The organism is Burkholderia multivorans ATCC BAA-247, from assembly GCF_000959525.1.
GTDB lineage: Bacteria > Pseudomonadota > Gammaproteobacteria > Burkholderiales > Burkholderiaceae > Burkholderia > Burkholderia multivorans.
In genome coordinates this window covers 62,263-83,510 of the sequence record NZ_CP009831.1, presented here as the reverse complement: position 1 = coordinate 83,510, position 21,248 = coordinate 62,263, and the positions used below count along the sequence as shown (strand labels likewise).

Genomic DNA, 21,248 nt, shown 5'->3' with positions numbered 1-21,248 from the left:
CGTGCCATCGGCCGCAATGCGCCGCCGGACGCGGGTCCGGCGTGGCCGGGCGGGCCCGCGCCGGCCAATGTCTGACGATTCTACGTGAAACGTCTCCAGACGGAGACGAATCGGCGATCGCGATCGCGTGTCGACTCGGCGAGGGTCTTCCCCGACAAGGCAATCCGGCGTGTCTCCGAAATGAGATAATCCGTCCCGATACGGAGACATCCGACCGAAGATACACGGAGACGACGACACGATGATGAACGACTGGACCCGGCTGCCCGCCAACTACGGCGACGTGCTGCGGCGCGCCGCCGAGTCGCTGTTTCGCACGTTCGAGGATTCGAGCGCGGGCACGGTGGTCGTCGATCGCGATGCGCGGATCGTCTGGATGAACGAGCGCTACGCGGCGCGTTTCGGCTTTGCCGATCCGCAGCAGGCCGTCGGCCTCGACTGCGAGGCCGTGATCCCGAACAGCCTGCTGCGCGAAGTCGTGTCGAGCGGCCAGCCGATCCTGCTCGACATCATGGAGACCGGCCGCGAACCGCTCGTCGTCACGCGGCTGCCGCTGAAGAACGAGGCCGGCGAGACGGTCGGCGCGATCGGCTTCGCGCTGTTCGATCAGCTGAAGACGCTCACGCCGATCTTCTCGCGCTACGCGCAGCTTCAGCAGCAGCTGATCGCGACGCAGCGCTCGCTCGCGCAGGCGCGCCGCGCGAAGTACACGTTCGCGAGCTTCGTCGGCACGAGCGCCGCGAGTCTCGAGACGAAACGACAGGCGCGCCGCGCCGCGCAAGTCGATTCGCCGGTGCTGCTGCTCGGCGAGACAGGCACCGGCAAGGAACTGCTCGCGCATGCGATTCACGCGGCGTCGGCGCGTGCGCTGCAGCCGCTCGTGACCGTCAACGTCGCGGCGATTCCCGACACGCTGCTCGAAACCGAGTTCTTCGGCGCCGCGCCCGGCGCGTATACCGGCGCCGATCGCAAGGGCCGCGTCGGCAAGTTCGAGCTGGCCGATCGCGGCACGCTGTTTCTCGACGAGATCGGCGACATGCCGTTGCCGCTGCAGGGCAAGCTGCTGCGCGTGCTGCAGGACAAGGAATTCGAACCGGTCGGGTCGAACCGCATCGTGCGCGCGGACGTGCGCATCATTGCGGCGACGTCGGCCGACCTGCCGGCGCTCGTCGCGGCCGGGCGCTTTCGCGCCGATCTCTATTACCGGCTCAATGTGCTGACGATTCATGCGCCGCCGCTGCGCGAGCGTGCGTCGGACATTGCGGCGCTCGTTTATGTGACGCTCGAGGAGCTCGCTGCGCAGCACGGGCGCGCCGCGCACTGCGAGCTGACCGACGACGCGTTGCGGATGCTTTGCGCCTATCCGTGGCCGGGCAACGTCCGCGAGCTGCGCAACACGCTCGAGCGCGCGCTGATGCTGTCGGATCGCGCGATCATCGATGCACGTGCGCTCGCGCCGTTTCTCGGACCGACGCGCGTACATGCGGACGCCGCCCCGGCCGTGCCGGCGGCTGCCGTGACGGCGGGCGGCGCGGGCGCCGGTTCCAGGTCCGGCGCCGGCGACCCGCATGCCGGGCAGCACGTGTCGTATGCGGACGCGCTCGCGGCGTGGGAACGCCAGTTCTTCGTCGACGCGCTGGCCGCGTGCGACGGCAAGGTGGCGGAGGCCGCCGCGCGGATCGGCATCGGACGCGCAACGCTGTACAAGAAGCTCGCGGCGCTCGGTATCGGTCGATAGGCCGCTGCGGACCGCGCGGGCGCGCGCGCCTGCATGGTGCGCATCAGGTATGGGAACGATCGCGAAACACAGGCCGGCCGGCATGCGCGTGCGAGTCGGCCGACAGGAGGCGATATGAAGCGAATCGGCATCGCAGGTTGGGTGACGTTGATGCTCGCGACGTCCGCGCTGGCGCAGACGGGCGATACCGAGGCGCCCACGGCGCGGCGCAACTGGTACAACGATCCGTTCGTTGCGCTGTCGCGGGACATCGCCGAATGCCCGTTGCCGCTCGGCCCGTGGATGACGAAGGCCGAGATGGAGGACGACGCGCACTACCGCGTCGAGCGCGGGACGACCTGCTGGCTCGCGCATCGCTGCACGAAGCCGAACTCCTATCTGTACGACGCGCCGATCGCGGATGCCGCCAAGGCGCATTTCGCCGGATCCGAACGGCTGCGCGGCACGAGCCTGTGGATCACCGTGCAGCGGCGCTTCGTCTATGTCGAAGGCTGTGCGAATCCTGGATTCGATCGACAGGCGCTGCAACGCGAATTCGAGGCGCTGCCCGATGTCGAACAGGTTTTCATTCGCATCACCGACGATCCGGCACGAACGTTGCCGTATCGGACGCGCGGGCAGCCGGACCGCACGCCCAATTGAACAATAGGCGGCCGTGCATGGCATACTCGCGACATTTAAAAAAAGGTTGACGGAAAGAACAATGAAACACATGCTTGCGTCGGTCTGTCGGGGGCCTCGGGCGTTGCTGCGCGGGGCCGGGTTGTTGGCGCTCGTCGCGGCGCTCGGCGGGTGCGGCGGCGGTGCGCCGCTGTTCACGTCCGACGGACGCCCGACTACGCAGGTTCAATGCACGGGCGACTCGTGGAGCAATTGCACGGACAATGCGCGCGCGATCTGCAACGGCGAGTACGACGTGCTCCAGCAATCGACGGATAGCGGCACGCGAAGCCTGCTCTTCGCATGCCGCAAGAAAAGCGGCTATTGATCCCGCAATGGGCGGCCGAAAATACTTTCGGGTCACGCGCTTTTCTATTTGCTTGGTGTCGGCTATTTTTCATGAATAACCCTCAAGGAATCCCATCGATATGGCGACCTACCGGCAACTGTCCGTGCAACTCGAAAGGCTTCAGCAAAAAATCGACAAGGAACGCGAGAAGGCGATTGCCGACGCGATAGCCGAGATCCGGGCGAAAATCGACGAATTCGACATTACGCCGGAAGAGCTCGGTTTCCGGCCGCTCGGCGCGCCGAGCGCAAAGGCGAAGCGCACGTTGCCGCCGAAATATCGCAACCCGAAGACGGGCGAAACCTGGAGTGGCCGCGGGCGCGCGCCCGCGTGGCTCGGCAAGAACCGCACGCGATTCCTGATCGCCGACTGACTCCCGAAAATCCTCACCTTTCGCGTACCGACCGACGGTGCGACCGGCCTTGCGGCCGTCGCACCGTTCTGTTTTTCCGCGCATGCAAAATGCATCGCGTCGCTGGATTGCGATGCGGCGTCACGCAATGGACCGATCGTATTTCGCGATTTCACCGCGATTCGGCTCGCTATCGCGGCGAATGTCGGTAAACGGCCGCGCAATTGCGCACGTTCTTGGCACGTTATTCGCCATGCGACGCGTGCGGACACAAAGCGCATTTTCATCACCGTACGCGGTAGCGCGCAGGGCTGGACGGTGTTCCCGAACATTCTCACCTTCGCTCCTGTAAAGCCTCACCTTTGACGGCGGCACGTGTATCGATGTACCGCGATGCGTCGGCGCTGCGATCGATGCACGCACGTCGCTCAGTGCGGTGCGCGGCACGCGATGTGTCGCCGGTCGATGCATGATGCGCGGCTTGACGGCCGTCGGACAGCTGGCCGTTCGGCATATAGGCAGCCGCGGGCCCTTCGCCTATGCTTGGGGTTCGCGGATCGGTGTGCGGCGCGGAGCCGTATGCCGGTCGGGCCGTGTTTCGTCAGCCAGTGGAGCCGATGTGACTGTTCGCCATCTCGATGCCTTGTTCCAGCCCAGGTCCGTTGCGGTCGTCGGTGCGTCGTCGCGTGCGGGCAGTATTGGCGCAATGGTTTGGTCGCGCGTGCTCGACGGCGCGTTCGACGGTCCGGTGTGGCCCGTCAATCCGAAGCATCGCGAGCTCGACGGGCACGCGGTCGTACCGGACGTCGACCGGCTTCCTGCACCGCCGTCGGTCGCCGTGATCTGTACGCGTCCGGCGACGTGGGCCGGCATCGTACGCAAGCTCGGCGAACTGGGCACGCGTGTGGCGATCATCGTCGGCGATGCGCGCAGCGATGCCGATCGCGCGGCGCTCGATCGCGCGCTGAAGGCCGCGAAGCCGTTCGTGCTTCGCATCGTCGGGCCGGGCAGCCTCGGCGTGCTGTCGCCCGCGCGTCACGCGCATTTCGGCGCGCCCGCTTATACGGTGCGTTCCGGCGGTGTCGCATGGGTATCGCAATCGAATGCGCTGACGAACGCGGTGCTCGGCTGGGCGAACGCACGCGGCCTCGGCTTTTCGCACATCGTCGCGCTCGGGGGCGAAGCCGACGTCGATGCGGGCGACGTGCTCGACTATCTCGCCAGCGATCCGGGCACGCGCGCGATCCTGCTCGAGCTCGACTCGGTTCGCGCCGCGCGCAAGTTCATGTCGGCCGCACGCGCGGCGGCGCGCAACAAGCCGGTGCTCGCGCTGCGCACCGGTCGTGCGGATCCCGGCGACGGGCTCTACACGGCGGCGTTCCAGCGCGCGGGGATCGTCCGCGTCGATGCGCTCGACGATCTGCTCGACGAAATCGAGACGCTCGGTGTCGGCCGCGTCACGGCGCGCGGCGCGGCGACGCTCGTGACGAGCGACGCCGGCGTCGCGAAGCTTGCCGTCGATGCGGTCGAGGACGTGCGCGTCGCATTGGCCGAATGGCCGGCCGAGGTCGCGGCCGCGATGTCGGCTGCGCTGCCGCATCTCGACACACCCGGCAATCCGCTCACGCTCGGCGACGATGCGCGGCCCGAGCATTTCGCCGCAGCGGTCAAGGCGCTCGCGCCGTTTCCGCAAACAGGCACGCTGTTCGTCGTGCATTCGACGTCGCACAGCGCACCGGCCGATGCGGTGGCGCGCGTGCTGATCGACAACAGGCAGCACGCGCATCGCGGCGTGCTTGCGTGCTTCTTCGGCGCAGTCGATGCGGCCACACGCGACGCGCTGCATGCAAGCGGCATTCCCGTGCACTCGACGCCGCAGCGGCTTGCGCGAGCGTATGCGCGTCTCGTCGACTACAACCTCGGTCGCCAGTTGCTGATGCAGACGCCGGAAGGTACGCCTTCGCATCCGGCCGCGTGCATCGCGACCGCGCAAGCCGATGCGCGCCGGATGCTCGATGAGGGCCGGCATGCGCTGACGGGCGACGCCGCGCTGCACTGGCTGTCCCACTTCGGTCTGCACGGCGAGGCAGACGAGCCGCCCGAGGCCGCGATCGTCGACGTGACGGTCGACATGTACGACGATTCGAACTTCGGGCCCGTGTTTCGCTACGCCGTGCCGCCTGCCGACGGCGTATCGGCGCCATTCGTCGTCTACGGGCTGCCGCCGCTCAACACGGTGCTCGCGCGTGCCGTGATCGCGCGTTCGCCTTATGCGCGGCGCGCGCCGATCGAGCCGGTGCTCGACGCACTGATCGCGCTGTCGCAGGTCGTATGCGACGTGCGCGAAGTCGTCGCGATGTCGCTCACGTTGCGCGTGTCGCCGGAGCGCGTCAGCGTGATCGCGCCGCGCATAGCGCTCGCGGCCGGACGGAGCCGGCTTGCGATCATGCCGTATCCGCGCGCGCTCGAACGCACGCTCGACTGGCGCGGCGAAACCGTGACGATCCGTCCGATCCGTCCTGAAGACGAGCCGGCGCACAGCGAGCTGCTGCGCGCGATGACGCCCGAAGATCTGCGCATGCGCTTTTTCGGCGCGGTACGCAGCTTCGACCATTCGCAGATCGCGCGGATGACGCAGATCGACTACGACCGCGAGATGGCGTTCATCGCGGTCGTGAACGATGCGTCCGGGCAGGCGCACACGCTCGCCGTCGCGCGCGCGGTCAGCGATCCGGACAATGAGACGGCCGAATTCGCGATCGCGGTGCGGCCCGATCAGAAAGGCAAGGGGCTCGGGCGCCTGCTGCTGACGCGAATCATCGACTACGCGCGATCGCGCGGTACCGCATGGATGGTCGGCGAGGCGCTGCGCGAGAACGCGCCGATGATCGCGCTGGCGAAATCGTGCGGTTTCGAGGTGTCGGCGACGGAGGAGCCCGGTGTCGTCGGGTTCAGGATGAAGCTGCAGGCTTAGTGAGTGCGAGGGCTGGGTGCGAGGCAAATGCGCGGGCCGGTCCGTGCGAGCGCTGTTCGATTTCCCTGCAGCGGGAGTGGCCGAGCGTGGCGATCCGCCTCACGACCCATCATTGGCATGGCGCGGCGCGACCGTGAGACCGACGTCGTTCCGCGATGCACGTTCCCGCCGGCATTCCGGCTCGCGCGACCTCGACCGATCCCAAAAGGTGAGCTTTTTCAGGAGCGTCGCGTCGGGCATTTGCCATGCCAAACGGTGAGCCGATACGGGAGCGGCCGGTGAGCTTATGCAGGAGCCGAAAGTGAGCGTTTTCGGGATCGCTCGGTGAGGTTTTCCGGGACGAACCTGCCGACGCGAAGCGAAAACAGGCGGTAAGCGTCGGCCGGGCGCATCGGTGAGTGCTTGCGGGACCGCGCGGTGAGAGGGTGCGGGAACTGCCGGTGAGGGTCTGCAGGAGCCGAAGGTGAGCCTTTTCGGGAGGAGACGTGAGTGCTCACTGGCATTGAGGTGAGGTTTTACGGGAGCATGGTCGCGCGGTACGTTTTGGTGGGCGTGGTGCCGGCCTAAGCCGGCACGCGCGCCGCGCGCATCGCCCGCCGCGCGCATCGCCCGCCGCGCGCATTGCCCGCGCCGCACGGGCCCCCGCGCGTCCCTTAGGCCGCGAGCTTCGCTGCCGCGTCGTTTACCTGACCACGCGAAATCGCGAGCTCCTCGAGGTGCGTGTCGGCATAGACGGCGCCCGTTTCGCGTTCAAGTCGCGCGATCGTCAGCGCGCAGCGCGCGGTGTCCTTCGGCATCGCGATGAAACGCTTGACCGACTCGCCGGACGTGAACGCGTCGAACAGCGCGCTGCGCACGTCGTCCGGCAGCGTCTTGGTCCACTGATACGGCTTGCCGTTGAACGTGATCGACGGCGGCAGCACGCGCTCTTTCTTCGTCGCCGTGATCAACCCGTACGTGCGTGCCGCGTCGCCGATCTGCTCGGGCGAGAAGAGTTCGTCGGGCGTGATGTCGAACTGCTCGATGTAGCTTTCGATCGCCTGCATCGCGGCGGCGCGGTCGTCGCGCTTTTTCTGCGCGCGCGCGACGATGTCGCGGAGCTCGTCCGCCTCTTCGGGGGTGATCGTGAAGCTTGCCTGCTTCTGCTGAAGTTCGGAGAAACGCTGGAATTCTTGATCGTTCAGAAGTTTGGCCATGACATCCATCGGACACGGCGGCCGCGACCGCAGCCGCCGTAGTTTTTGAGAGGGCCGCTATTCTAGCGTAGCGCGCACACGCCCAGCGGCACGCGCGAGCGTGCCGCGATGTCCGTGCAACGCGCGCAGCGAACCGGCCGACATCGCGCACGGCACGCACGGTACGCACGGCACATGCCGGCCGCGCTTGCCGAGCCGCTTGCTGCGTCGCCGGACCCACGACGGCCGCACGTCGCCCGCCAGACCTCGTCAGCAAGTCTCCGTGCGATACATCGACAGATTGCGCGCCGTATCGCGCAGCCGTTCGACCACCTCGTCGATCGGCGGCGCCGCATGCGCGTCGATCCGGCGCATGTACGGACAGGTCAGCACGGCGATTGCCTGTCCGGACGGGCCGAGCAGCGGCGCGCTCAGATCGGTCACGCCGTATGCCTGCCGGCTGTCCTGTTGCAGGAAACCGGCCTGCCGGATCGACTCGCACGCACTCGCGAGCTCCGGTTCGTTCAGCGGCGCTTCGCCCTGCACCTTCCGGTGCTCGGCCAGCATGTGCGCGCGCTGCTCGGCGCTCTGGAACGCGAGCATCACGCTGCCCGATGCGGTGTCGGCCAGCCCGACGCGCGAGCCGAGCCGCACCGACACGCCCCAGGAGCCCGGCCCGTCGACCTGTGCGATGACGAGCAGGCTGCCGCGGTCGTACACGGACAGATGACACGATTGCTCGGCCGCATCGGCGAAGCGCTGCATCGGCGGCAGCGCCTCCGCGATCAGCCGGTTCATCGGCGGATGACGATGCGCGAGCGCGAACAGCTTCAGGCTCAGCGTGTAGCGGTCGCCGCCCGGCGAGCGCATCACGTAGCGCCGCGCGACGAGGCGTTCGAGCATCCGGTAGATCTCGCTCGCGTTGCGGCCGAGCTCCTTCGTGATCTCGGTCCGCGTGAGGCCTTCCTTTTGTTCTGACAAAAGCTCGAGAATATCGAGTCCCTTGTCGAGCGCGGGCGCGCGATAGCGGTCGAGTGCCCGCAACGATTCCCGTGCGTCGCTACCGGGAACCGGGTCGTTGTTCGTTTGCATTGTGGTGGACATGTCGTTCGAAAGTTGCCGACGATCGGCGGCGACGTACGCGGCAACGCGACCCGCAGGCGCCGACGAACGCGATGAAACAATTCGCGCAAGTCTGACAATAAACCCGCAGTGTGCAATGCAGCGTCTTTTTACCGATCGTTACCTGCCAAGAACGGGTCAGATGGCGTTCTCGATGACACGATTGCAGCGAATAGCCGATATTTGTCGCCCGACACGGCGCGCGCGCCACCTTGGCAGCATGTCCGCGGCGCCGTCGCACCGTGCAACGCGCCCGATGCTGCGCCGCACCGCCCGCGACTTCGCCAATAGTCGGTATCCGTCGTGCGTCATTTCATGCTGCGCGGCCGATGGTACAAAGAGTCGCGGGCCAACGACGGTGCGGGCCGCGCGCGACGCCGGCCGATGTGGAGGCGCGTCGCGACGCGCCTGCCGCGCCGTCGTCGCCGATGCGCAGACCGGTGGCCGCCCGTCCGATGCGCGCCGCTCCGTGCGGCGCCGCGATCGCTGCGCCCGCGCGAACCTCGCGCGTCGGCCGGCAGGTCGGCCATCGTGCCGCGCATGCCATCGACGATCGACGATCAATCCGGCGAGCCGCTGCGCGCTGCGGTGGCGGCCGGTATCCTGACACATTCGACTACAGAGGTTGAGCACGATGAAACTGCTTCGCTATGGCCCGCCCGGCCAGGAAAAGCCCGGCATTCTCGACGCGGACGGCCGCATCCGCGATCTGTCCGCACATGTGCCGGATCTCGCGGGCGACGTCCTGTCCGACGCGGGTCTCGTGCGACTGCGCGCGCTGGATCCCGCCACGCTGCCGCTGGTGTCGGGCGAGCCACGCATCGGCGCGTGCGTCGGCCGCGTCGGCAAGTTCATCGGCATTGGTCTGAACTATGCCGATCACGCGGCGGAAGCGGGGATGCCGGTGCCGAAGGAGCCGGTCGTGTTCGGCAAGTGGACGAGCTCGATCTGCGGCCCGAACGACGGAATCGACATTCCGAAGGGCTCGGTGAAGACCGACTGGGAAGTGGAGCTCGGCGTCGTGATCGGCGCGCCGTGCAAGGATGTCGACGAAGCGCGCGCGCTCGACTACGTCGCGGGTTATTGCGTGGTCAACGACGTGTCGGAACGCGAATGGCAGATCGAGCGCGGCGGCCAGTGGGACAAGGGCAAGGGCTTCGATACGTTCGGCCCGATCGGCCCCTGGCTCGTCACGCGCGACGAGGTGCCGGACCCGCAGTCGCTCGACCTGTGGCTCGAAGTGGACGGCCACCGCTATCAGAACGGCAACACGCGCACGATGGTGTTCACCGTCGCGCAGTTGATCGCGTATCTGTCGAGTTGCATGACGCTGCAGCCCGGCGACGTGATCACGACCGGCACGCCGCCCGGCGTGGGGATGGGCATCAAGCCGGCGCCCGTCTATCTGAAGGCCGGCCAGATGGTGCGGCTTGGCATCGAAGGGCTCGGCGAGCAATTGCAGCTCACGCGCGCCGCGCGCTGAGCGGCACCGGCGGCAGACGGCGCGGCTCAGCACGCGGCGCGCGAAGAGCCGAAAGCACACAGCCCGATACCGGATCGCCCGGTATCGGGCTGTCGTCGTTTACTGGCGCCGGCAGGCGTTCATCGCGCCGCCGGAAGGTCATCACACGATGTTGTCGAGCTCGCAATGCGCTTCGATCCGGTAACCGTCCGGATCGACGACGAATGCCGCGTAATAGCCGGGCCCGTACTGCTCGCGCTTGCCGGGGCCGCCGTTGTCCTGGCCGCCGTGCGCGAGCGCGGCGCGATAGAACGCGTCGACCTCGACCGGCGACGCTGCCTTGAACGAAATGTGCAGGCCCGATTCCGGGTCCGTGACGACCGGGCGCGCCGTACGCGTGAGCCAGAGCGACGGCTCGTCGGCGCCGTATCCGAGCGAGTCGGCGGCGGTGTGCAGCCGCTTGTAGCCGAGCGCGCCGAGCGTGTTGTCGTAGAACGTGCGGCTGCGCTCGATCTGCGCAACGCCGAAGGAAAGGTGATCGATCATCTGGGGCTCCTTGGACTGAAGGGGGACGTCAGTGCAGCAAACCGTTTTTAACCACCATGCCGGTTATGCTAGGAACCGTTTCGACGCTTGTCAACCGGCATGGCGGTTAGTACGATCGCCGACATGAATGCCCGACGCGCCCCTACCGGGCCGGACTGCCTGATTCCGGCACCGGCCGACACTCTGAGCATCGATTTCGCGAACACGTTGTATTGGCGCGGCACCGAGCCGCCGACCGAAACCTTGCGGACGATTGACGACCTGTTCGCGTGGTGTCGCGATCAGGCCGGCGTGCCTGCTTGTGTCGCCGACGCGTGCCGCGCAGGGATCGACGACGGGCCGGCCGGGCTTGCGCATGCGCTCGCGTTGCGCGAGGCGTTGTATCGGTTGTTCCTTGCGCAGGCGGAGCAGCGCGAGCCGCAGGCCGAGGATCTGAAACAGGTAGGCGCGTTTCTCGCGGAAGCGTCGCCGCGCGTCGCGCTGGCGCGCGTGGACGGCCGCTATGCGTGGCGGATCGAGCCGCCGGGCGCGACGCTTGGCGCGCTGCTGAGCCCCGTGCTGTGGTCGGCGACCGACCTGCTCGGCGGCGTACGGCTTGCGAAGGTGAAGCGGTGCGCGAACGACGCGTGCCAATGGCTGTTCGTCGACGACAGCAAGAACGGCAGCCGCCGCTGGTGCTCGATGTCGTCGTGCGGCAATCGCGCAAAGGCGTACCGTCACTATCACAAGGCGGACTGATGGCCGCCATGCCGGCGCGCCGGCGCGTCGTAGCGCCGCGGCATCCCGCAACGTCGTGCGACTCGCCGTTATTTCACCGATAACTTCCGCCAAAGCGTCGTCTTGCTGATGCCGAGCATCGCGCACGCGCGATCGCGGTCGCCGCCGCAGGCGTCGAGTACCGCGCGGATCTCGTCCGCTTCCGCGCGGCGGCGGCGTGCCTGCAGCGTCTGTGCGTCCTCGGCGTCGCCGCCGTCGGGCGGCGCGGCGAACAGCTCGGGCGCGATCGTTTGCAGCGCGTCGGGCGCGAGCGCCGCGCAGGGCGCGGCCGCATCGCCTTCGTCGGCCGCTTCGGCGAGCTCCACCGCGATCCGCTCGATCACGTTCTGCAATTCGCGCACGTTGCCGGGCCACCGGTAGCGCGTGAGCGTCGGCTGCACCGCGCCGAGCACGCGCGCCGCATCGTCGGCGTCGCGCAGCCGCTCCGCGAGCCGCGGCTCGCGCCGCGCGGCCTGCACGAGCAGCGTCGCGGCGAGCGCGGGAATGTCGGCCGCGCGTTCGCGCAGCGGCGGCAGGCCGACGTTCAGGATGTTGAGCCGGTAATAGAGATCGGCGCGGAACGTGCCGGCCTCGACGGCCGCGAGCAGCGGCCGGTGCGTCGCGGCGATCACGCGTACGTCGATCCGGATCGGTTCGGTCGAGCCGAGGCGGATCACCTCGCGCTCCTGCAGTACGCGCAGCAGCCGGCTTTGCAGCGACGGCGGCATTTCGCCGATCTCGTCGAGAAACAGCGTGCCGCGATGCGCGGCTTCGAACAGGCCGGTCTTGCCGCCGCGCCGCGCACCCGTAAACGCGCCTTCCTCGTAGCCGAACAGCTCGCTTTCGAGCAGCGCTTCCGGAAACGCGCCGCAATTGACGGCGACGAACGGATAGCTGCGCCGCGCGGACAGCCCGTGCAGGCTCTGCGCGATCATTTCCTTGCCGGTGCCGCTTTCGCCGAGCACGAGCACGGTCGCGTCGGATTTGGCGTAGCGGCGCACGAGCTCGCGCACGCGCGTCATCGGCGCGGACGCGCCGACGACGTCGTCGAGCGAATAGCGCGCGGCGAACTGCTGCGTGTTCGGCTGCGAGCGCAGCGCGCGATCGAGCCGCTCGACCGCGCGCGATTCCTGGAACGTCAGCACGCTGCCGGACGTGACGCCGCGGTCGACGAGCGGCCCGCGATGCACGACGTAGCGGACGCCGCGCACGGTCGCGAGCGCCTCGCCGTCCTCGCCGCGCAGCGTGCGCAGCTCCGGCCGCAGATCGACGAGTGCGCGCCCGACCGCGGCCGACGGCTCGACGCCGAGCGCCGACGCGAGCCTTTCGTTGATGGCCTCGACGCGGCCCTGCGCGTCGAGCGCGACGACGCCGTCGCGCAGATGCTGGAGCAGCGTGTCGAGCCGCTGGCGGCGAAACGCTTCGGCATGCGTCGCGTACGCGACTTCGAGCGCCGTTTCGACGGCCTTGCGCACCGATGCGTGCGAATACAGGAACACGGCGCCCATCCCGGCGCTCGCCGCGAGATCGGTGACGAGGCCGGGCCCGACGATCGTTTCGATGCCGCGATCGCGCAGATCGTGCACGCACGCTTCGGCTTCCTGTGCGGTCTGATATGACGCAAACTGCACGTCCAGACCGTACGCGGCGACGAAGCGGCGCACTTCGGGCGGCGTGTCGCCGGCGCTGACGAGCGCGATGCGCGTCGCATCGCGCCGCGCGCGCGCGAGCGCCTGCATCACGTCGAAGCCGGTCGGCGACACGACGACGACGGGCACCTGCGCGCGCGTCTTCAGGAAGCCGCCGTTCGAGCCGGCCGCGACGATCACGTCGGGCCGGGCGGTGCCGGCCTCGGCGATGGCGCCGAGCGCATCCTCGTACGCGCGCGTGACGATGCGCACGTCCGCGCGTTCGTCGAATTCGCCGGCGATTTCGCGAAACAGGTCGCGCAGCCGGCTGATGCCCATCGCCCAGATGCGCGGGCGCACCGTGCGGTCGGCCGCGCCGGCGGGCTTGATCGGAGAGAGGTCCATGGCCGCCGATTATGCGCGCCGGATTTCATTTTTGGAATACGAGATTTCCGAATTGAAATGAAACGGGCCGCCGGCTGCGGCGCCGTTCGCTTAAGAATCAGCGGGTTAGCGCGGCGAAGCGACGCTGGCCCGGTCCTTGCTGTCTATGGGCATTCCTTCAGGAGGCCGTTCATGAGCAACACGCATCTTCAGAGCGCCGGCGCGAAGTTCCGCGCGGCAGTCGCGGCCGAGCAGCCGCTGCAGGTGGTCGGCGCGATCACCGCGTACGCGGCCAAGATGGCGCAGGCCGTCGGCTTCAAGGCTGTCTATCTGTCGGGTGGCGGCGTCGCCGCGAACTCGCTCGGCATTCCCGATCTCGGCATCAGCACGATGGAAGACGTGCTGATCGACGCGAACCGGATCACCAACGCGACCGACCTGCCGCTGCTCGTCGACATCGACACCGGCTGGGGCGGCGCCTTCAACATCGCGCGCACGATCCGCTCGTTCATCAACGCGGGCGTCGCGGCCGTGCATATCGAGGACCAGGTCGGCCAGAAGCGCTGCGGCCACCGTCCGGGCAAGGAGTGCGTGCCGACCGACGAGATGGTCGACCGCATCAAGGCCGCCGTCGACGCGCGTACCGACGACCAGTTCGTGATCATGGCGCGCACCGACGCGGCTGCGGCCGAAGGCATCGATTCGGCGATCGAACGCGCGGTCGCCTACGTCGAAGCCGGCGCCGACATGATTTTCCCCGAGGCGATGAAGACGCTCGACGACTACCGCCGCTTCAAGGCCGCGGTGAAGGTGCCGATCCTCGCGAACCTGACGGAATTCGGCTCGACGCCGCTGTTCACGGTCGACGAGCTGCGCGAGGCGAACGTCGACATCGCGCTCTACTGCTGCGGCGCGTATCGCGCGATGAACAAGGCTGCGCTGAATTTCTACGAGACGGTGCGCCGCGACGGCACGCAGAAGGCGGCCGTGCCGACGATGCAGACGCGCGCCGAGCTGTACGACTTCCTCGGCTATCACGAATACGAACGCAAGCTCGACGAGCTGTTTGCGCAGGGCAAGAAGTAAGCGGCCCGCGTGGCGACGACGAATCTGCCTATCTGGATACAGGAGAACGGAAACATGAGCGAGACGAAAGACGCAGCAGCACCGGCCGCCGCAGGCGCATTCAAGCCGAAGAAGTCGGTCGCGCTGTCGGGCGTGACGGCCGGCAACACGGCGCTGTGCACGGTCGGCAAGACCGGCAACGACCTGCACTACCGTGGCTACGACATTCTCGACGTCGCGGAATCGTGCGAGTTCGAGGAGATCGCGCACCTGCTCGTGCACGAGACGCTGCCGAACCTGACCGAACTCGCCGCCTACAAGGCGAAGCTGCGCGCGCTGCGCGGACTGCCGAACGCGCTGAAGGCGGTCCTCGAGCAAATCCCGGCGTCCGCGCATCCGATGGACGTGATGCGCACCGGCGTGTCGGTGCTCGGCACCGTGCTGCCGGAGAAGGACGACCACAACCTGCCGGGCGCGCGCGATATCGCGGATCGCCTGATGGCCTCGCTCGGCTCGATGCTGCTGTACTGGTATCACTTCTCGCACAACGGCAAGCGGATCGAAACGGAAACCGACGACGACTCGATCGGCGGCCACTTCCTGCACCTGCTGCACGGCAAGACGCCGTCGAAGTCGTGGGTCGACGCGATGCACACGTCGCTGATCCTGTACGCGGAGCACGAGTTCAACGCGTCGACGTTCACGGGCCGCGTGATCGCGGGCACGGGCTCCGACATGTACTCGGCGATCACCGGCGCGATCGGCGCGCTGCGCGGGCCGAAGCACGGCGGCGCGAACGAGGTCGCGTATGAAATCCAGAGCCGCTACCGCTCGCCGGACGAGGCGGAAGCCGACATCCGCCGCCGCGTCGAGAACAAGGAAGTCGTGATCGGCTTCGGGCACCCGGTCTACACGATCTCCGATCCGCGCAACAAGGTGATCAAGGGCGTCGCGCACAAGCTGTCGAAGGAAGCGGGCGACCTGAAGCTGTACGACATCGCCGAGCGCCTCGAATCGGTGATGTGGGACGCGAAGAAGATGTTCCCGAACCTCGACTGGTTCAGCGCGGTGTCGTACCACATGATGGGCGTGCCGACCGCGATGTTCACGCCGCTGTTCGTGATCTCGCGTACGTCCGGCTGGGCCGCGCACATCATCGAGCAGCGCGTCGACAACAAGATCATCCGCCCGAGCGCGAACTACACGGGCCCGGACGATCTGCAGTTCGTGCCGATCGAGAAGCGCTGAAACACCGGCCGCGCGCGCCGGCGCCCGTTCCGCGGGCGGCCGGTGCGCGCCGCACGCCCCACTTCGATTTCCCCCACATGATGAATACCGCCTACCGCAAACCCCTGCCCGGCACGTCGCTGGACTACTTCGACACGCGCGCCGCGGTCGAGGCGATCGCGCCCGGCGCCTACGACACGCTGCCGTACACGTCGCGCGTGCTCGCCGAGAACCTCGTGCGCCGCTGCGATCCGGCGATGCTCGCCGATTCGCTGAAGCAGATCGTCGAGCGCAAGCGCGAGCGCGATTTTCCGTGGTTCCCGGCGCGCGTCGTGTGTCACGACATCCTCGGCCAGACCGCGCTCGTCGACCTCGCCGGCCTGCGCGACGCAATCGCGGAGCGCGGCGGCGATCCGGCCAAGGTGAACCCGGTCGTGCCCGTGCAACTGATCGTCGATCACTCGCTCGCGGTCGAATGCGGCGGCTTCGATCCGGATGCGTTCGCGAAGAACCGCGCGATCGAGGATCGCCGCAACGAGGATCGCTTCCACTTCATCGAGTGGACGAAGAAGGCGTTCGAGAACGTCGACGTGATTCCGCCGGGCAACGGCATCATGCATCAGATCAATCTGGAGAAGATGTCGCCGGTGATCCAGGTGCAGGACGGCGTCGCCTATCCGGACACCTGTGTCGGCACCGACAGCCACACGCCGCACGTCGATGCGCTCGGCGTGATCGCGATCGGCGTCGGCGGGCTGGAGGCGGAGAACGTGATGCTCGGCCGCGCATCGTGGATGCGGCTGCCCGACATCGTCGGCGTCGAGCTGACCGGCAAGCGCCAGCCCGGCATCACGGCGACCGACATCGTGCTCGCGCTGACCGAGTTCCTGCGCAAGGAGAAGGTGGTCGGCGCGTATCTGGAATTCCGCGGCGAAGGCGCGGCGAGCCTGACGCTCGGCGATCGCGCGACGATCTCGAACATGGCGCCCGAATACGGCGCGACGGCCGCGATGTTCTTCATCGACGGCCAGACGCTCGATTATCTGCGTCTGACCGGCCGCAGCGACGAACAGGTGAAGCTCGTCGAGACCTACGCGAAGGAAGCGGGCCTGTGGGCCGACACGCTGCAGCACGCGCAATACGAGCGCACGCTGACGTTCGATCTGTCGAGCGTCGTGCGCAACATGGCCGGCCCGTCGAATCCGCACAAGCGGCTGCCGACCTCCGACCTCGCCGCGCGCGGGATCGCCGGCCAGTGGGAAGAGAAGCCGGGCGAGATGCCCGACGGCGCCGTGATCATCGCCGCGATCACGAGCTGCACGAACACCAGCAACCCGCGCAACGTGATCGCGGCGGGCCTGCTCGCGCGCAACGCGAACGCGCGCGGCCTCGTGCGCAAGCCGTGGGTGAAGAGCTCGCTCGCGCCGGGCTCGAAGGCCGTCGAGCTGTACCTGAAGGAAGCGAACCTGCTGCCCGAGCTCGAGAAACTCGGCTTCGGCATCGTCGCGTTCGCGTGCACGACCTGCAACGGGATGTCCGGTGCGCTCGATCCGACAATCCAGCAGGAAATCGTCGAGCGCGACCTCTACGCGACGGCCGTGCTGTCCGGCAACCGCAACTTCGACGGGCGCATCCATCCGTATGCGAAGCAGGCGTTCCTCGCCTCGCCGCCGCTCGTCGTCGCATATGCGATCGCCGGCACGATCCGCTTCGACATCGAGCAGGACGTGCTCGGCCACGACCGGGACGGCAAGCCCGTCACGCTGAAGGACATCTGGCCGACCGACGAGGAAATCGATGCGATCGTCGCGTCGAGCGTGAAGCCCGAGCAGTTCCGCACCGTCTACGAGCCGATGTTCGCGCGCGCGGCCGACGCGGGCGAGCGCGCGGCGCCGCTCTACGACTGGCGGCCGCAGAGTACCTACATCCGCCGTCCGCCGTACTGGGAAGGCGCGCTGGCCGGCGAGCGCACGCTGAAGGGCATGCGTCCGCTCGCGGTGCTTGGCGACAACATCACGACCGATCACCTGTCGCCGTCGAACGCGATCCTGCCGGACAGCGCGGCCGGCGAATACCTCGCGAAGATGGGCCTGCCGGAAGAGGACTTCAACTCGTACGCGACGCACCGCGGCGATCACCTGACCGCACAGCGCGCGACGTTCGCGAACCCGACGCTCGTCAACGAGATGGCGGTGGTCGACGGCGCGGTGAAGAAGGGCTCGCTCGCGCGCGTCGAGCCGGACGGCAAGGTGATGCGGATGTGGGAGGCGATCGAGACGTACATGAATCGCAAGCAGCCGCTGATCGTCGTCGCGGGCGCCGACTACGGCCAGGGTTCGTCGCGCGACTGGGCGGCCAAGGGCGTGCGGCTCGCGGGTGTCGAGGCGATCGTCGCCGAGGGCTTCGAGCGGATCCACCGCACGAACCTGATCGGGATGGGCGTGCTGCCGCTCGAGTTCAAGCCGGGCACGAACCGCAAGACGCTCGGCATCGACGGCACCGAGACGTTCGACGTGATCGGCGAGCGCACGCCGCGCGCGGATCTGACGCTCGTGATCCATCGCCGCAACGGCGAGCGCGTCGACGTGCCGGTCACGTGCCGGCTCGATACGGCCGAGGAAGTGTCGATCTACGAGGCGGGCGGCGTGCTGCAGCGCTTCGCGCAGGACTTCCTCGAATCGTCGCAGGCCGCGGCCTGATCCGACCACACTGGAGCAACGCAACATGGCGCACATTCCTCAAATCCGGATTCCCGCGACCTACATGCGCGGCGGCACCAGCAAGGGCGTGTTCTTCCGGCTGCAGGATCTGCCGGATGCCGCGCAGGCGCCCGGTGCCGCGCGCGACGCGCTGCTGCTGCGCGTGATCGGCAGCCCCGATCCGTACGGCAAGCAGATCGACGGGATGGGCGGCGCGACGTCGTCGACGAGCAAGACGGTGATCGTCTCGAAGAGCGCGCGGCCCGGCCACGACATCGATTACCTGTTCGGGCAGGTCGCGATCGATCGCGCGTTCGTCGACTGGACCGGCAACTGCGGGAATCTGTCCGCGGCGGTCGGCCCGTTCGCGATCGCGGGCGGGCTCGTCGATCCGGCGCGCGTGCCGCGCGACGGCATCGCGACCGTGCGGATCTGGCAGGCGAACATCGGCAAGACGATCGTCGCGCACGTGCCGATCACGAACGGCGCGGTGCAGGAAACGGGCGATTTCGAGCTGGACGGCGTGACGTTCCCGGCCGCCGAAGTACAGCTCGAGTTCATGGATCCGGCCGCCGACGAAGAGGGCGCGGGAGGCGCGATGTTCCCGACCGGCAACCTCGTCGACGATCTGACGGTGCCGGGCGTCGGCACGCTGAAGGCGACGATGATCAACGCGGGGATTCCGACGATCTTCGTCGACGCGGAAGCGATCGGCTACAAGGGCACCGAGCTGCAGGACGCGATCAACGGCGACGCGAAGGCGCTCGAGAAGTTCGAGGCGATCCGCGCGCATGGCGCGCTGCGCATGGGGCTGATCGACACGCTCGACGAGATCGCGACGCGGCAGCATACGCCGAAGATCGCGTTCGTCGCCAAGCCGGCCGACTATGTCGCGTCGAGCGGCAAGCGCGTGAACGCGGGCGACGTCGACCTGCTGGTGCGCGCGATGTCGATGGGCAAGCTGCATCACGCGATGATGGGCACGGCGGCCGTCGCGATCGGCACGGCCGCGGCGATTCCCGGCACGCTCGTCAATCTCGCGGCCGGCGGCGGCGAGCGCAACGCGGTGCGCTTCGGGCATCCGTCCGGCACGCTGCGCGTCGGTGCGGAGGCGAAGTTCGAGAACGGCGAATGGACGGTCACGAAGGCGATCATGAGCCGCAGTGCGCGCGTGCTGATGGAAGGGTGGGTGCGCGTGCCGGGCGACGCGTTCTGAGGCGACCGGCCATCGATTCGATCCCCGTGAAGCGGAGTCGCTGCGCGGGGATTTTTTGTTTGAGCGGCGTGCGAGCGCGAATGTCGATCGACCGCGACGCACGGGTTCGGCGCAGACGCGAAAAGCGCTCGTATCGAACGGCCGCGAAGACGGGAGAACAGCATGTCGCTTGACGCACCGCTTTCCGGCGTCCACGTCGTCGAATTCGAAGGCCTCGGCCCCGGCCCGCTCGCCGGATGGATGCTCGCCGGCATGGGCGCGCGCATCACGCTGGTCGCGCGTCCTGCCGGCCGTTCGAGTGCGCCCGACGCCTTGCGCAGCCGCGACGGCGATCTGCTGCGCGAAGGCAAGACGATCGTCGAACTCGATCTGAAGTCCGCCGCCGGCCGCGAGGCCGCACTGGACCTCGTCGCGCACGCCGATGCACTGATCGAAGGGCTGCGCCCCGGCGCGATGGAGCGCGTCGGCCTCGGCCCCGACGCCTGCGCGCGCCGCAATCCGAAGCTCGTCTACGCGCGGATGACGGGCTGGGGCCAGCACGGCCCGCTCGCGTCGGCTGCCGGACACGATCTGAACTATGTCGCGCTGACAGGGATGCTGTCGCTGTCCGCGCCTCGCGACGGCCGGCCGGGCCTGCCGCCGACCGTCGTCGGCGATGCGGGCGGCGCGCTCGGCCTCGCGTTCGGCATCGCCTGCGCGCTGTTCGACGTGCGCGCGGGCGGGCCCGGCCGTGTCGTCGACGGCGCGATCGTCGACATCGTGTCGATGCTCGGCACGCTGGCGCTATGGGCGCGTGCGAGCGGCCAGCTCGACGGCGCGCAGCCGAGCCTGTTTCACGACGCGCCGTTCTACGACGTGTATCGCTGCGCCGACGGGGAATGCGTGACGATCGGCGCGCTCGAACCGCCGTTCTATGCGCTGCTGATCGAACGGCTCGGGCTGGCCGACGTCGATCCGGCGTCGCAGTACGACCGCACGCGCTGGCCCGCGCTGAAGGCGCGTTTCGCCGAGGTGTTCGCGCAGCATCCGTCTGCGCATTGGCGCGCGCTGCTCGAAGGGACCGACGCGTGCTTCGCGCCGGTGCTGAGCGTGGCCGACGCGGCCGACCATCCGCACAACGTCGCGCGCGGCCTTTATCGCACCGACCGCGACGGCAATCTGCGCGCGCGCGTGGCGCCGCGGTTCATGCCGTTGAACGACGATTCCGCGTGAGGTGAAGCGGGGGCCGCCGTGACGGCGAGACGCGCCGTGCCGTACCGTGCCGACGATCCCGCCGCCGCATGCCGCGCCGCACGAAAGCCGACGCGCGGCCCGCACCGCGCTTACGCGGTTTCCTGCGGCGCGCCCGGATTCTTGCCGTCGCCGACGCGATTGATCGTGCCTTGCGCGATCGCGACGAGCCGTTCGTGATCGCCGTCGATGACGAACACGTGACACTGGCACGTCGCCTGGTGCCGCCCCGCATAGACGAGCTTCGCGCGCGCGACCAGCGTGCCGTTCACGGCCGGCCGCAGATAGTTGATCTTGTATTCGCCGGTGACGACGCGCGGGCCCAGCGCGAGCGCGCCCGCGAACGTGAGCGCGTTGTCGGCGAGATAGCTGATGACGCCGCCGTGCACGAAACCGTGCTGCTGCCGCAGTTCGTCGCGCACGGCGAGACACAGCGACACTTCGTTGTCGCCGATATGCATCAGCTCCGTGCCGAGCAGCATGCTGAACGGTTGCGCGCGCAATGCGCCGCGCGCGTGGTCCACGATGTCGGTCATCGACTTTCCTCGCAATGTGTGGCCGCTTGCGCTGAACTCTAGGAAGGGGGCTGCCGATAAGCAAGGAAATTCGTCCGCGTTTCTTGCGATCGGCGGCGCGATGCGACGCGATTATTGCGTCGAATGCGG

At 68.1% G+C, this 21,248-nt stretch carries 17 protein-coding genes; 12 read left to right on the top strand and 5 right to left on the bottom strand.

The window, feature by feature from the left end:
* Window positions 1-241 precede the first annotated feature (241 nt).
* The 5 genes from NP80_RS02730 (at window position 242) to NP80_RS02710 (ending at window position 6,073) form a co-directional block, all read left to right on the top strand.
* Window positions 242-1,738, top strand: a complete 1,497-nt coding sequence (locus tag NP80_RS02730) for a sigma-54 interaction domain-containing protein (protein ID WP_006407892.1) — start codon at window positions 242-244, stop codon at window positions 1,736-1,738.
* A 114-nt stretch (window positions 1,739-1,852) separates the two neighbouring features.
* On the top strand, window positions 1,853-2,380 hold the full coding sequence (locus NP80_RS02725) for a hypothetical protein (RefSeq protein WP_006412208.1): 528 nt from the start codon (window positions 1,853-1,855) through the stop codon (window positions 2,378-2,380).
* 61 nt (window positions 2,381-2,441) lie between these two features.
* On the top strand, window positions 2,442-2,726 hold the full coding sequence (locus NP80_RS02720) for a hypothetical protein (protein ID WP_172488724.1): 285 nt from the start codon (window positions 2,442-2,444) through the stop codon (window positions 2,724-2,726).
* Between the two features lie 100 nt (window positions 2,727-2,826).
* Window positions 2,827-3,120 (top strand): H-NS histone family protein, encoded by a 294-nt coding sequence (locus tag NP80_RS02715; protein ID WP_006412206.1) that lies wholly within the window; start codon window positions 2,827-2,829, stop codon window positions 3,118-3,120.
* Window positions 3,121-3,718: 598 nt separating this feature from the next.
* A complete protein-coding gene (locus NP80_RS02710; protein WP_006412205.1) occupies window positions 3,719-6,073 on the top strand; it encodes a bifunctional acetate--CoA ligase family protein/GNAT family N-acetyltransferase in 2,355 nt (784 codons plus the stop codon).
* 653 nt (window positions 6,074-6,726) lie between these two features.
* Here the strand turns inward: NP80_RS02710 and NP80_RS02705 are convergent.
* The gene (locus NP80_RS02705) at window positions 6,727-7,278 is read right to left on the bottom strand and encodes a hypothetical protein (protein WP_035948663.1); all 552 of its coding nucleotides are present in this window, start codon (window positions 7,276-7,278) and stop codon (window positions 6,727-6,729) included.
* Window positions 7,279-7,518: 240 nt separating this feature from the next.
* Complete coding sequence (locus tag NP80_RS02700) at window positions 7,519-8,340, bottom strand: IclR family transcriptional regulator (RefSeq protein ID WP_006412202.1); 822 nt, start codon at window positions 8,338-8,340, stop codon at window positions 7,519-7,521.
* 664 nt (window positions 8,341-9,004) lie between these two features.
* Between NP80_RS02700 and NP80_RS02695 the strand changes: the two genes are divergently transcribed.
* Window positions 9,005-9,853 (top strand): ureidoglycolate lyase, encoded by an 849-nt coding sequence (locus tag NP80_RS02695; RefSeq protein ID WP_006412192.1) that lies wholly within the window; start codon window positions 9,005-9,007, stop codon window positions 9,851-9,853.
* Window positions 9,854-9,994: 141 nt separating this feature from the next.
* Here the strand turns inward: NP80_RS02695 and NP80_RS02690 are convergent, their stop codons facing one another.
* A complete protein-coding gene (locus tag NP80_RS02690; protein WP_006412189.1) occupies window positions 9,995-10,378 on the bottom strand; it encodes a VOC family protein in 384 nt (127 codons plus the stop codon).
* A gap of 99 nt (window positions 10,379-10,477) precedes the next feature.
* Here NP80_RS02690 and NP80_RS02685 point away from each other — a divergent pair, with 99 nt between their 5' ends.
* A complete protein-coding gene (locus NP80_RS02685) occupies window positions 10,478-11,116 on the top strand; it encodes a CGNR zinc finger domain-containing protein (RefSeq protein WP_006412188.1) in 639 nt (212 codons plus the stop codon).
* A gap of 68 nt (window positions 11,117-11,184) precedes the next feature.
* Here the strand turns inward: NP80_RS02685 and prpR are convergent, their stop codons facing one another.
* Window positions 11,185-13,167, bottom strand: coding sequence for a propionate catabolism operon regulatory protein PrpR (gene prpR, locus NP80_RS02680; RefSeq protein ID WP_045593022.1), 1,983 nt, complete (start codon window positions 13,165-13,167; stop codon window positions 11,185-11,187).
* Window positions 13,168-13,338: 171 nt separating this feature from the next.
* Between prpR and prpB the strand changes: the two genes are divergently transcribed.
* The 5 genes from prpB (at window position 13,339) to NP80_RS02655 (ending at window position 20,565) form a co-directional block, all read left to right on the top strand.
* Entirely contained in the window at window positions 13,339-14,232 is an 894-nt protein-coding gene (gene prpB, locus NP80_RS02675; RefSeq protein WP_006397396.1) for a methylisocitrate lyase, read from the top strand.
* 54 nt (window positions 14,233-14,286) lie between these two features.
* Window positions 14,287-15,459 carry a bifunctional 2-methylcitrate synthase/citrate synthase gene (gene prpC / locus NP80_RS02670; protein WP_006397395.1) on the top strand — a complete coding sequence of 391 codons (1,173 nt, stop codon included), beginning with the start codon at window positions 14,287-14,289 and terminating at the stop codon, window positions 15,457-15,459.
* An 80-nt stretch (window positions 15,460-15,539) separates the two neighbouring features.
* Window positions 15,540-18,137, top strand: a complete 2,598-nt coding sequence (acnD, locus tag NP80_RS02665; protein ID WP_088930133.1) for a Fe/S-dependent 2-methylisocitrate dehydratase AcnD — start codon at window positions 15,540-15,542, stop codon at window positions 18,135-18,137.
* Window positions 18,138-18,162: 25 nt separating this feature from the next.
* The gene (gene prpF / locus NP80_RS02660) at window positions 18,163-19,353 is read left to right on the top strand and encodes a 2-methylaconitate cis-trans isomerase PrpF (protein WP_006409230.1); all 1,191 of its coding nucleotides are present in this window, start codon (window positions 18,163-18,165) and stop codon (window positions 19,351-19,353) included.
* 162 nt (window positions 19,354-19,515) lie between these two features.
* Window positions 19,516-20,565 (top strand): CaiB/BaiF CoA transferase family protein, encoded by a 1,050-nt coding sequence (locus tag NP80_RS02655; RefSeq protein WP_045593018.1) that lies wholly within the window; start codon window positions 19,516-19,518, stop codon window positions 20,563-20,565.
* Between the two features lie 110 nt (window positions 20,566-20,675).
* Here NP80_RS02655 and NP80_RS02650 read toward each other — a convergent pair whose 3' ends face one another.
* Entirely contained in the window at window positions 20,676-21,119 is a 444-nt protein-coding gene (locus tag NP80_RS02650) for a PaaI family thioesterase (protein WP_006397391.1), read from the bottom strand.
* Between the last annotated feature and the right edge of the window lie 129 nt (window positions 21,120-21,248).